The organism is Xanthomonas sp. 3307 (assembly GCF_014199735.1).
GTDB classification, from domain to species: Bacteria; Pseudomonadota; Gammaproteobacteria; order Xanthomonadales; family Xanthomonadaceae; genus Xanthomonas_A; species Xanthomonas_A rydalmerensis.
In genome coordinates, this window is sequence record NZ_JACHOG010000002.1 from 89450 (window position 1) to 102286 (window position 12837).

The 12837-nt window shown below is 69.8% G+C and carries 9 protein-coding genes; 5 read left to right on the plus strand and 4 right to left on the minus strand.

The features are described 5' to 3' along the window. Positions 1-46: 46 nt before the first annotated feature. Both GGR64_RS05320 and GGR64_RS05325 read left to right on the plus strand, forming a co-directional pair. Positions 47-3259 carry an efflux RND transporter permease subunit gene (locus tag GGR64_RS05320; RefSeq protein WP_184644422.1) on the plus strand — a complete coding sequence of 1071 codons (3213 nt, stop codon included), beginning with the start codon at positions 47-49 and terminating at the stop codon, positions 3257-3259. Then, entirely contained in the window at positions 3249-4421 is a 1173-nt protein-coding gene (locus GGR64_RS05325) for an efflux RND transporter periplasmic adaptor subunit (RefSeq protein WP_184644424.1), read from the plus strand. The genes GGR64_RS05320 and GGR64_RS05325 overlap by 11 nt, the downstream gene beginning before the upstream one ends. Positions 4422-4530: 109 nt before the next feature. Here GGR64_RS05325 and GGR64_RS05330 read toward each other — a convergent pair whose 3' ends face one another. The 3 genes from GGR64_RS05330 to GGR64_RS05340 form a co-directional block, all read right to left on the minus strand. Beyond that, positions 4531-5811, minus strand: coding sequence for a HAMP domain-containing sensor histidine kinase (locus GGR64_RS05330; protein WP_184644426.1), 1281 nt, complete (start codon positions 5809-5811; stop codon positions 4531-4533). A 108-nt stretch (positions 5812-5919) separates the two neighbouring features. Then, the gene (locus GGR64_RS05335; protein WP_003481607.1) at positions 5920-6633 is read right to left on the minus strand and encodes a response regulator transcription factor; all 714 of its coding nucleotides are present in this window, start codon (positions 6631-6633) and stop codon (positions 5920-5922) included. A 92-nt stretch (positions 6634-6725) separates the two neighbouring features. Continuing rightward, positions 6726-7400, minus strand: coding sequence for an arylesterase (locus GGR64_RS05340; protein WP_184645178.1), 675 nt, complete (start codon positions 7398-7400; stop codon positions 6726-6728). 109 nt (positions 7401-7509) lie between these two features. Here GGR64_RS05340 and GGR64_RS05345 point away from each other — a divergent pair, with 109 nt between their 5' ends. The 3 genes from GGR64_RS05345 to GGR64_RS05355 all read left to right on the plus strand — a co-directional run bounded on the left by GGR64_RS05345 (position 7510) and on the right by GGR64_RS05355 (position 11656). After that, a complete protein-coding gene (locus GGR64_RS05345; RefSeq protein ID WP_184448336.1) occupies positions 7510-8112 on the plus strand; it encodes an ATP-binding cassette domain-containing protein in 603 nt (200 codons plus the stop codon). Next, positions 8109-10592: an FtsX-like permease family protein gene (locus GGR64_RS05350; protein ID WP_184644428.1), complete on the plus strand. Its 2484-nt coding sequence runs from the start codon at positions 8109-8111 to the stop codon at positions 10590-10592. The genes GGR64_RS05345 and GGR64_RS05350 overlap by 4 nt, the downstream gene beginning before the upstream one ends. 164 nt (positions 10593-10756) lie before the next feature. Next, positions 10757-11656: a trypsin-like serine protease gene (locus GGR64_RS05355; protein WP_184645180.1), complete on the plus strand. Its 900-nt coding sequence runs from the start codon at positions 10757-10759 to the stop codon at positions 11654-11656. A gap of 203 nt (positions 11657-11859) precedes the next feature. On the opposite strand, the gene GGR64_RS05360 is transcribed toward GGR64_RS05355, so the two are convergent. Next, positions 11860-12798 carry a DUF6607 family protein gene (locus GGR64_RS05360; protein ID WP_184644430.1) on the minus strand — a complete coding sequence of 313 codons (939 nt, stop codon included), beginning with the start codon at positions 12796-12798 and terminating at the stop codon, positions 11860-11862. Between the last annotated feature and the right edge of the window lie 39 nt (positions 12799-12837).

A 12837-nucleotide genomic window follows, 5' to 3' on the forward strand; every position in this document is an offset into this window, starting at 1 on the left:
GCAAAATCCGCCGCGACGCAACATTCGCGCACGGAACCGCTCCTCCATGATTGGCCTCGTCCGGATCGCACTGACGCGACCGTATACCTTCGTCGTCCTGGCCCTGCTGATCCTGATCGTGGGCCCGCTCGCTGCATTGCGCACGCCCACCGACATCTTCCCGGACATCCGCATCCCGGTGATCGCCGTGGTCTGGCAGTACAACGGCCTGCCGCCCGAGCAGATGGCCGGCCGCGTCAGTTCGCCGTTCGAACGCGTGCTCACCACCACCGTGAACGACGTCGAGCACACCGAGGCCACGTCGATCCAGGGTTTCGGCATCATCAAGATCTTCTTCCAGCCCAACGTCGACATCCGCACCGCCAACGCGCAGGTCACCGCCGTGGCGCAGACCATGCTGCGGCAGCTGCCGCAAGGCACCACGCCGCCGCTGATCCTCAACTACAACGCCTCCACGGTGCCGATCATCCAGTTGGCGCTGTCCGGCAAGGGGCTCACCGAGCAGAACCTGGCCGACCTCGGCCTCAACATCATCCGTCCGCAGCTCACCTCGGTGGCCGGCGCGGCGATCCCGTATCCGTTCGGCGGCAAGACCCGCCAGGTGCAGATCGACATCGATCCGCCGGCGCTGCAGGCGCGCGGCCTTTCGGCGCAGGACGTGGCCAATGCGCTGGCGGCGCAGAACCTCATCACCCCGGTGGGCACGCAGAAGATCGGCAAGTACGAATACACGCTGCAGCTCAACAACGCGCCATCGGACATCGAGGAGCTGGGCAACCTGCCGGTGAAGACGGTCGACGGCGCCACGGTGTTCATCCGCGACGTGGCGCATGTCCGCGACGGCGCGCCGCCGCAGACCAACATCGTGCACGTCAACGGCGACCGTTCGGTGCTGATGACGGTGATGAAGAACGGCTCGGCCTCGACGCTGGCGATCATCGCCGGCATCAAGGACCGGGTCGCGGCGATGAAGGAGGCGCTGCCGCCGAACCTGCGGATCGTTCCCATCGGCGACCAGTCGCTGTTCGTGAGCGGCGCGATCGCCGGCGTGGCGCGCGAAGGCGTGATCGCCGCGGCGCTGACCAGCCTGATGATCCTGCTGTTCCTCGGCAGCTGGCGCTCGACGCTGATCATCGCCATCTCGATCCCGCTGGCGATCCTCGGCTCGATCGCCGCGCTGTCGGCGATCGGCGAGACGCTGAACATCATGACCCTGGGCGGCCTGGCGCTGGCCGTGGGCATCCTGGTGGACGACGCCACGGTGACCATCGAGAACATCAACTGGCACCTGGAGCAGGGCAAGTCCGTGGAGACGGCGATCCTGGACGGCGCCTCGCAGATCGTGACGCCCGCCTTCGTCTCGCTGCTGTGCATCTGCATCGTATTCGTGCCGATGTTCTTCCTGGAAGGCGTGGCACGCTTCCTGTTCGTGCCGATGGCCGAAGCGGTGATGTTCGCGATGATCGCGTCCTTCCTGCTGTCGCGCACGCTGGTGCCGACCATGGCCAAGTACCTGTTGCATCCGCATGCGCCGCACACCGACATGCACGGCGACGGCCATGGCCAGCCGCCGTCGCGCAATCCACTGGTGCGCTTCCAGCGCGGTTTCGAAAAGCGCTTCGAGCGGCTGCGCGCCGGCTACTACGCCCTGCTCGAGACCGCGCTGCTGCGCCGCAGGGCCTTCGTGCCCGGCTTCATGCTGTGCGTGGCGCTGTCGTTCCTGCTGCTGCCGATGCTCGGCCGCAACTTCTTCCCGTCGGTGGACTCGGGCCAGATCCTGATGCACGTGCGCGCGCCGGTCGGCACCCGCGTCGAGGAAACCGCGCACCTGTTCGCCAACGTGACCGGCGCCGTGCGCAGGCTCATTCCGCCGCACGACCTGGCCGGCGTCGTCGACAACATCGGCCTGTCGTCCTCGGGCATCAACAACGCCTACAACAACACCGGCACCATCGGCTCGCAGGACGGCGACATCCAGATCGCGCTGGGCGAAGGCCACGCGCCCACCGCCGACTACGTGCGCACGCTGCGCCAGACCTTGCCGCGGCAGTTCCCGTCGGTGGTGTTCTCGTTTCCGCCGGCCGACATCATCAGCCAGATCCTGAACTTCGGTGCGCCGGCGCCGGTGGACCTGCAGATCCGTGGCCCGAACCTCGCCGCCAACTTCGCCTATGCCAACCGCCTGCTGCGCGAGATCCGCCGCGTCCCGGGCGTGGCGGACGCGCGCATCCAGCAATCGCAGTCCAGCCCCGGCTTTGCGGTGAACGTGGACCGCAGCCTCGCCCAACAGGTGGGCATTACCGAGCGCGACGTCACCAGCAGCCTGGGCGTGAACCTGGCCGGCTCCAGCCAGATCGCGCCGACGTTCTGGCTGAACCCGCAGAACGGCGTGTCGTATCCGATCGTGATGCAGACGCCGCAGTACAGCCTCGACAGCCTGCCCGACCTGCAGAACGTGCCGATCAGCCCCAGCGCCGGCCAGGGCGGCGCGCAGAGCCTGGGCGGGCTGGCGACGCTGTCGCGGACCGCGACCAATGCCGTGGTCAGCCAGTACAACATCAATGCGACGGTGGACATCTTCGCCTCCCCGCAGGACCGCGACCTGGGCGCGGTCGCCGCCGACATCCAGAAGATCCTCGACGCCAACCAGAAATTCCTGCCCAAGGGATCCAGCACGGCGCTGCTCGGCCAGGTGCAGACGATGAACAAGGCGTTCGCCGGCCTGATCTTCGGCCTGCTCGGCGCGATCGTGCTGATCTACCTGTTGATCGTGGTCAACTTCCAGTCGTGGAGCGATCCGTTCGTGATCGTGACCGCCTTGCCCGCGGCGATCGCCGGCATCGTCTGGATGCTGTTCGCCACGCACACCACCCTGTCGGTCCCCGCGCTGACCGGCGCCATCATGTGCATGGGCGTGGCCACGGCCAACTCGATCCTGGTGGTGAGCTTCTGCCGCGAGCGCCTCGCCGAGCACGGCGACGCGGCGAAGGCGGCATTGGAGGGCGGCTTCGTGCGCTTCCGCCCGGTGCTCATGACCGCGCTGGCGATGATCATCGGCATGGCGCCGATGGCGCTGGGCCTGGGCGAAGGTGGCGAGCAGAACGCGCCGCTGGGCCGAGCCGTCATCGGCGGCCTGATCTTCGCCACCGTCAGCACGCTGTTCTTCGTGCCGATCGTCTTCAGCCTCATCCACCGCCGTGGTTCCCAGCCGTCCTCGCCGACGGCGCACGCCTCCGGAGCGTCCCCGCATGTCGCCTGATCTGTCGCCCCCCGTTTCGCCGCGCCGTCTCCGCCTGGCCGGCGTCATCGCCTCGATCGTGGTCCTGGCCATCGTCGTCGCCGGCATCGCCACGCGCGCCGGCGACGCGCGCCGGCTGCGTGCATGGACCGACGACCAGGCGGTGCCGACGGTCACCGTGGTGGCCCCGGAGACCGACCAGGGCGCCGGCGTGCTCAACCTGCCCGGTCGCCTTGAGGCGTATGCCCGCGCGCCGATCTTCGCCCGGACCAGCGGCTACCTGAAATGGTGGAAAGCCGACATCGGCGCCAGGGTGAAGGCCGGCGACGTGCTCGCCGAGATCGAAACGCCCGACCTGGACCAGCAGTTGCTTCAGGCCAAGGCCGACCTGGCCAACGCCCGGGTCAACGCCGCCCTGGCCCAGACCACCGCCAAGCGCTGGCAGACCATGGGCCAGACCGAGGTGGTGTCGAAGCAGGCGGTGGACGAGAAGACCGGCGACTACGACGCCAAGCGCGCCCTGGCCCAGTCCGCACAGGCCAACCTCGAGCGCCTGGAGGCGATGAAGGGCTTCGCCAGACTGGTGGCGCCGTTCGACGGCACCGTCACCGCGCGCGAGACCGATGTCGGCGCGCTGATCAACGCTGGCGGCGGCGGCCAGGAACTGTTCGTCGTGTCGGACACGCACAAGCTGCGCATGTACGTGAACGTGCCGCAGAGCGATGCGCCGTCGGTGCGCGCCGGCAGCAAGGTGACGCTGACCGTGCCGGAGTACCCGGGGCAGACTTTCAGCGGCGTCGTCGACAGCGCGTCGGGGGCGGTCAACGCGGCCTCGGGCACCACGCTGGTCCAGGTCGCCGTGGACAACCAGGACGGCAGACTGATGCCGGGCGGCTACGCCAGCGTGCGCTTCGATCTTCCGGCCGACGCCGCGCTGGTGCGGGTCCCGGCCAGCGCGCTGGTGTTCGACGACAAAGGGCTGCGCGTGGCGGTGGTCGACGCGCACGACACGGTCGCCTTCAAGCCGGTGACCATCGCGCGCGACTTCGGCAAGACCGTGCAGCTCGGCTCGGGCATCGCCGCCGGCGACCGCCTGATCGAAAGTCCGCCGGACGGCCTGACCGACGGCGACAAGGTGCGCATCAGCGCGCCGAAGGCGGATGGGGGACACGCCAAGGCGTGAACGCGGCTGGCCGACGGTCTTTTCGAAGCACGCCGGCCATTGCAGCGCGCGGAACCGACGCGGGCCAACGCACGGGCACCGGCCTGCACGGATCCGGAACTGCCGGCGCTCACTTCGCCGGAACGAACCGCACGGTTGCCAGGATGCCGCCGCCCTCGGCGCTTTCCAGCGAGACCTGCCAGCCGAAGCGCTCGCACAGCCGGCGCACGATCGACAGGCCCAGCCCGGCGCCTTGCGGGCGCTCCGGCTCGGCGCGGAAGAACGGCTCGAAGGCGTGTCGCAAGGCCTCCTCGGACATGCCGATGCCGGTATCGCGGATGCGGATGCGATCGGCCTCGACCTCGACCTCGACGCGCCCGGCATCGGTGTAGCTGCAGGCGTTGCGCAGCAGGTTGCTGACCACCACGTGCAGCACCCGCGGCGGCGCATGCAGCGTCGCCGAGCCCAGCACGCGCACGCTCAGCGTCACCGGTTTGTCCGCCAGCAGCTCGCGCGCGTTCTCGGCCTCGTACGCGACCACGTCGGCGACGTCGAAGAGTTCGCTCTGCGGCACCACGTCCGCCTCGCGCGCCAGGATCAGGAAGGCGTCGATCACCGCCTCCATATCGCGGCCGGCGCGCTGGATCCGCTGCAGGCTGCGCTGCAGGCGCGGCGGCAGTTCCAGATCGGTCATCGCGATGTCGGTGGCGACCCGGATCACCGTCAGCGGCGTGCGCAGTTCGTGGCTGGCATCGCGGGTGAAGTTGCGTTCGCGGGCGACGTGGTCGGTGACGCGCTGGGCCAGGGTATGCAGGGCGGCGGCCAACTGCCGCGCCTCGCCCTGCACATCGGCCGGCAGGTTTTCCGGAGCCAGTTCGGCGGCGACCGGATGCCGCGGATCCCAACGCGAGACCCGCCGCGCCAGCCAGTTCATCGGCGACAGCAAGCGGCGCGACACCCGCCAGGTCAGCCAGGCCACCACCAGCACCGCGATCAGGGTCAACAGGGTCGGCACCACGCCGAACCAGAACGCCAGCCGCTGCGCCGGCGCGCGCAGGAACACCAGGTACAGGCGGCCGGACGGGTTCTGGTCGACCAGCACGATCTCGCCGCCGGGGCGGTCCTCGTGCAGGCCGGGCGCCAGCGTGCGCAGGTCGATGGGCACCGCCGCATCGGAGTGTCCGGCCGGCACCAGATAACCGCGCAGGCTGTGGGTATTGGGGGGCGGCTGCTGCGGCTGTTGTGCATGCAGGCGCCAGTAGTAGCGCGCCTCCTGCTTCAGGATCGAGCCGACCAGCGAGTGCTGCACGATCGCCACCACCAGATAACTGGCAAGCGTGACCACACAGCCCGCAAACACGATGCGGGCGATCAGGGCGAGGCGAAGTTTGCGCGGCAACCCGTGCGGCATACGGCATCCGTGATCGTTGCCGCGATTATAGGAAGGCCGATCGTGAGCCTTTCGTGCAAGCGGCCCCGTTTGCAGGGACCGCTGCGGGTTTCACGATCGCGCGCCGCCTCAGCTCATCGGCTGGGCGATGTCGGCGATGCGGTAACCGGCGCTCTGCACGGTGTGCAGCAGCGGGCGGTCGAACGGCTTGTCGATGATCTTGCGCAGGTTGTACAGATGGCTGCGCAAGGTGTCCGAGTCCGGCAGGCCGTTGCCCCAGATCTCGCGCTCGATCTCCTGGCGGGTGACCACGCGCGGCGATTCGCGCATCAGGATGGTCAGCAGGCGCAGGCCGATCGGCGACAGCTGCAGCTCGGTGCCGGCGCGGGTGGCGCGCATGCTCACCGGGTCCAGCACCAGGTCGGCCACCTTCAGCACTTCCGAGCCGACCTGGCGGCGCTCGCGACGGATCAGCGCACGCAGGCGTGCTTCCAGTTCCTGGATCGCGAACGGCTTGGTCAGGTAGTCGTCGGCGCCAAAGCCCAGGCCGGTGAGCTTGTCGTCGAGCGTGTCGCGCGCGGTCAGCATCAGCACCGGGGTCGACTTGCGCGCGTCGTTGCGCAGGCGGCGGCACACTTCGATACCGTCCAGGCGCGGCAGCATCAGGTCCAGCACCACCACGTCGTAGCTGTTCTCCGCCGCCAGGCGGTAGCCGTCCAGGCCATCGCAGGCGTAATCCACTTCGAACCCGCGGCCTTCCAGATACTCACCGATCATCTCGGAAATGTTGCGGTTGTCCTCCACGACCAGCACGAGCCCGGATGTTTCCTTGGTCTGACGCATGATGCTTCCTCAGTCTTCAGCTTTGTGAAACATGCCGGATGTGCAGTGGTGGCGGCGTGAAGACCGCTTCATGTGCCTGAGTCATGAAAAAATTACTGCGCGATCAATGGCTTGAGCTGCGGCCACACGTTGTCCAGCACCTTGGGCTGGGCCGCGGCGGTCGGATGCAGGCCATCGCCCTGCATCAGCGCCGGGTTCAGCGCCACGCCTTCCAGCAGGAACGGCAGCAGGCCGGTCCGGTACTGCTTCGCCAGGTCCGCGTAGATCGCGCGCAGACGCTGCCGGTAGCCCGGTCCGTAGTTCGGCGGCACGTCGATGCCCAGCAACAGCACCTTCGCGCCGGCGTCACGGCTGAGCACGATCATCTTCTCCAGGTTGCCGCGCAGTTCGGCCGGGCTGAGCCCGCGCAATGCGTCGTTGCCGCCCAGCTCGATGACCACTACCGACGGCTTGTGTTTCTGCAGCAGCGCCGGCAGACGGGTCAGCGCGCCGGAGGAGGTCTCGCCGCTGATGCTGGCATTGACCACCGCCGGTGGCGCCCGCATCTGTTGCTGCAGGCGCTTGTCCAGCAAGGCCACCCAGCCGGACTGCACCGGGATGTTGTGGGCGGCGCTGAGGCTGTCGCCGAGCACCAGCACCGGCCCCGTCGCACCTTTGGCACAGGCGATGGCGGGCAGCAGCACCCACCATGCCAGCAACAGCCAGGCGCGGCGCATCCAGGCCCGCTTGCTTCTCGTCTCGTCGCCACGCATCCGGAGATTCCTTATCGACAGTCAGGCCCCCACTCTTCGCGCCGGTATCGCCATCGACGTACGCGATGTCGGCAAATCCGTCAGCGGACCGGAGGGCACGGTCCACATTCTCGACAAGGTGGGATTGACCATCGGTGAAGGCGACAGCGTCGCCATCGTCGGCGCCTCCGGGTCCGGCAAGACCACCCTGCTCGGGTTGCTGGCCGGCCTCGACCTGCCCACGCGCGGCGAGATCGTGCTGGCCGGGCAATCGCTCAACACACTGGACGAGGAAGCGCGCGCCGCGCTGCGCGCGCGCGAAGTCGGCTTCGTGTTCCAGAGCTTCCACCTGCTGCCGTCGCTGACCGCGGCGGAGAACGTCGCCCTGCCGCTGGAACTGGCCGGACGCGAGGATCCGGCGCGGGTGCGCGAGGTGCTGGAGGCGGTGGGGCTCAGCGCGCGGGCGCGGCACTATCCGCGGCAACTGTCCGGCGGCGAGCAGCAACGCGTGGCGCTGGCACGCGCGTTCGTGGCGCGGCCGCGGATCCTGTTCGCCGACGAGCCCACCGGCAGCCTCGACCAGGCCACCGGGCAACAGATCAGCGACCTGCTGTTCGCGCTCAACGAAGGCAGCGACACCACCCTGGTGCTGGTCACCCACGACATGCGCCTGGCGCAGCGCTGCGAACACCGCTACCGGCTCGACGGCGGCCGCCTGCGCGCCGCCGACGCGGCGGACGCCGCATGAACGTGCTGCGCCACGCCGCGCGCGCGCTGCGCCGCGAACTGTTCGCCGGCGATCTGCTGACCGTGTTCGCGGCACTGGTGCTGGGCGTGGCGGTGATGACCGCGGTCGGCACCCTGGTCGACCGGGTGACCCTGGCGTTGACCGGCAGCGCCGCCGAGGTGATCGGCGGCGACCTCGGCGTCAGCGGACGCCAGGACATCCCTGGCGACTTCGCCGAGGAGGCGCAGCGGCGCGGCCTGCGCAGCACGCGCCTGGTCAGTTTCCCCAGCGTGCTGTTCCACGGCGACGCCAGCCAGATGGCCAACATCAAGGCGGTGGGCGCCGGTTATCCGCTGCGCGGCGAACTGCTGGTGGCGCGCGACACCGTCGGCGCCGGCAGCGAACGCGCCGGACCGCCGCCGCGCGGCGAGGCCTATGCCGATCCGCGCCTGCTCGAAGCGCTGGGGCTGAAGCTCGGCGATGCGCTGGAGTTCGGTGCCGGCACGCTGCGCGTGACCCGCGTGTTGCGTGCCGAACCGGATGCCTCCGGCGAACTGATGCAGTTGTCGCCGCCGCTGCTGGTCAACCGCACCGACGTCGATGCCGCCGGCCTGCTCGGCCCTGGCAGCCGCGCCTCCTATCGGCTGATGTTCGCCGGCACACAAAGCGAGATTGCCTCCCTGCGCGACTGGCTGGCGCCGCGTGCGAAGGCGTACCGCCTGGTGGGCATCGAGGACACCCAGCGCGGCGTGCGTGGCGCCTTCGACCGCGCCGGGCGCTTCCTGGCGCTGGCCGCGTTGCTGGCGGTGCTGCTGGCCGGCGTCGCCACCGCGCTGGCCGCCAACCGTTTCGCCCTGCGCCGCATCGACCAGGTCGCGGTCTTGCGCTGCCTGGGCGCACGCCAGCGCGACATCCTCGGTGCGCTGGCGCTGCAGTTGCTGCTGCTGGCGATCCCCGCCTGCGCGCTCGGCGTGGGCCTGGGCATGCTGGCCCAGGTGGGCCTGGTCGAAGCGCTGGGCAGCCTGATCCCCAACCGCCTGCCCTTGCCGCAGGCGACCCCGGCGCTGGCCGGCGCCGGCATCGGCCTGTTGCTGCTGCTCGGCTTCGGCCTGCCGCCGCTGCTGCGCTTGCGCGACGTCCCGCCGATGCGGGTGCTCAACCGCAGCTTCGCCGCGCTGCCGCCGACCTCGCTGCTGGTCTACGCCGCGGCGCTGGTCGCCACCGTGGTACTGGCGGTCTACGCCACCGGCGACGGCCTGCTGGCGGCCTGGGTGCTGGGCGGCCTGACCCTGCTGGCGGCGCTGGCCGCTGCCGTCGGCGGCGTGCTGCTGGCGGTGTTGCGGCGGCTGCAGGGACGGCTGCGCGGGCCATGGAAGCTGGGCCTGGCGGCGCTGACCCGGCGCCGCGCGCTGAGCGTGGTGCAGCTGGTGGGCCTGTCGCTGTCGCTGTGCGCCCTGCTGTTGCTGGCGGTGATCGGCCCCGGCCTGCTCGGGCAGTGGCGCGACCGGCTACCGGCGGACACGCCGAACTACTTCCTGATGAACATCCAGCCCGACCAGGCCGACCAGGTGCTCGGCACCTTGCGCACGCTCGGCGTCGCCGACGCGGCGGTGGAGCCGTTCAGCACCGGCAAGCTGGTGGCGATCAACGGCAAGCCGCCGCAGCGCCGCGCGCAGGGTCCGGACGACGAGGGCGACGGTAGCGACCGGCCCATCAACTTCTCCTGGCGGCATGCGTTCCCCGCCGCCAACCGGTTGCTGTCCGGGCGCTTCTGGGCCGCCGACAGCACCGCCGCCGAGGCCTCGGTGGAGGAAGGCTGGGCGCAGCGCTACGGGCTCAAGCTCGGCGACCGCATCACCTTGCTGCTCGGCGACCAGCAGCGCAGCTTCACCGTCACCAATGTGCGCAAGGCCGACTGGGATTCGTTCCGGGTCAACTTCTTCCTGCTGCTCAACGCCGGTGCGGTGCAGGATGCGCCGTACAACCTGATCTCCGCCTTCCATCTGCCGCGCGCCTCGGCCGCGCAGTTGAGTGGGCTCAGCCGCGCCTATCCGAACGTGTCGCTGCTCGACATCGACGCGATCTTGCAGCGCGTGCGCGAGGTCATCGACCGCGTCGCCCAGGCGGTGCAACTGGTGATGGGCTTCAGCCTGCTGGCCGGCGCGCTGGTGCTGCTGGCCGCCCTGCAGGCCACCGCCGGGGAGCGTCGCTACGACAGCGCGGTGCTACGCACCCTGGGCGCGCGCCGCGGGCAACTGCGCGGCGCGGTGCTGGTGGAGTTCGGCGCGCTCGGCCTGCTCGCAGCGATCCTCGCGGTCGGGGCAGCGGCGATCATCGGCGTGGTGGTGGCCAGGCAGGCCTTCGACCTCGCGCTGTCGCCACCGTGGCCGGCGCTACTGCTCGGCGGCCTGGGCGGCGTGGCGCTGAGCCTGCTCGCCGGCTGGTCGGGCACCAGGCGCATCCTGCGCACGCCGCCGGCGCTGGCCTTGCGCGAGCCTTGAGTGGAGCCGGGATTGGGGATTGGGGATTGGGGATTGGGGATTGGTAGAGCGCCGCAGGCTGCGCGGACATGACGCCATTGGCGCTCGGCGGTGCTCCTTGGCGACGACGGGCGCGATGCGTGCCGCACACGGGTAAGATCGCGGCACATCGAAAGGAGAAACGCATGAAATGGATTGTCGCCTGTTGCCTGCTGGCCCTCTCCACTGCGGCTGGCGCCGTGGTGGTCAGGGCGGACGTGGAGGAAACGCGCTACCGGATGCCGGCGGCGGCATTCCCGGCCCTGGTCGACCTGCCCGGCGAAGGGCACGGCGCGCTGATCGCGCCGCAGTGGGTGGTCACCGCCGCGCACGCGGCACCGATGCAGATGCCGGGCATGGACCAGGACGTGTCCATTGGCGGCGTGGCGTACAGGATCAAGCGGATCGTTCTCCATCCCGGCTACCACAAGCCGGCCGATGCGCTGGTGCAGGAGGCATTGACGACGCACGACTTCTCCAGGTTCTATGCGGCGCTCGGCGCCGCCGACGATATCGCGCTGATCGAGCTGGCTGCGCCGGTGCCGGGAGTGACCCCGGTCGCGCTGTACCGCGGCGACGGAGAAGTCGGGATGACTACCGAATTGATCGGCAAGGGCGCCACCGGCGATGGCAAGGCCGGCCAGGATCCCCACGGCGCCCATCGCGGCGTGCTGCGCCACGCCTTCAACACGATCGTCGGCGCCGACCCGCGCTACCTCTCGTATCGCTTCGACGCGCCCCCCGCCGCCCTACCGCTGGAAGGCATCACCGGCAGCGGCGACAGTGGCGGCCCCTTGCTGATTGGCGAGGGCGACGCGCGGCAACTGATCGGGCTGGCGTCGTGGGGCAACTATCCGCCGGACCATCCGTTCTGGGCGACCTGGACCACGGGTCGTCCATTCGTGCAGGGTCTTTACGGCCAGATCGTGCACGCCGTGCGCGTGTCGCGCTATCTGCCGTGGATGACGCAGGTGATGGCCACATCCCCGGATGACACGTCGTCACCAACGACGACGCCCGCACACGCGCACGACGCGGCACGCTGATACGCCATCGCGGCGCCGCGCTGGCGCCGGCCTTGCGTCGGCTTGCCTCCCGTTAGCGCACACCTGCGGCGCTCAGAGCGTGAGCCGTGCTCTGCACGCCATCCAGCGCCGAACAGGTTCTGCGGCGGCGCGACACACGCAAGAAAAAGGGGAAGGCGCCATCCCGGCCGCCTTCCCCACCCTGGCTAGTTGACGCCGCCGTCTCAGCGCGCGGCCGGCGCCGGTGCCGTCCATTGCGCGAACACCGCATCGAGTTGCGCATCGCTGACCGGCTTGCCCTGTTGCACCGCCTCGGCCTGGCCGAACAGCGGCATGATGATCGCCATGCCATCGACCTTGGTCTTCAGGTGCACGCCCGGCGGCTTGCCGAGCAGGCCGTCCCAGCGCGCACGCACCCTGGCCCAGTAGCCCTGGGTCGCGGTCCAGTAGGCGCGCGCCGGGCTGAAGTCGACGGTCGTGGTCCTGACGTAGTCGTTGAAGCCGAACTCGCGGGCGATGGCCTGCTGGCTGCCATCGGGCTTGCGCAGCACCTTGGTGTTGAACTGCTCGTGGGTCCAGCCGGCCGGAGTCAGCGTGTGCCGGTTGATCACCGCCAGCGCGTTGTAGTCGCTGCGCTTGGTGTACTCGCGGCGCGGCAACGGGCGCCAGCTCAGGTCGCTGGTCCAGGTCGGATGGCCATCGGCGTAGTCCCAGCGCCCGGTGCCGCAGTAGCGCGGCGCGTCGCTGACCTCGTACACGCACTGGGTCCAGGCGCCGCGGGTGGCCGCCGCATCGAGCCGACGCACCTGCCAGGTCTGGTCGGCGCTGAACTCGAAGCGCTGCGGCGCCTCGTAGATCCAGTCCTGGCGCCAGTGCTTGGTCACGTGGCCGCTCTTGGGCTCCACCAGCAGATGCTGCAGCACCACCTTGCGCGGACTGTCCTCGACCACGATCACCACCTCGTCGCCACCGCTGCGCATTGGCGCGGCGCGCGTGTAGCCGGGTTGCAGCAGCACGGTCTCGTCGAAGGCGAACGCCACCGTGTACTCGCCCTGCATCGCCAGGATGCTGGCACGGTCGCGCGCCGGATCGGCGTTCTCGGCGTGGACGGGAAGACTGCCGGCAAGCAGCAAGGCGCAGAACGGGAGTTGGACTTTCATCATCGAGAGGTGTGTGGGTAGTGACAGGAAATGAGGAAACGC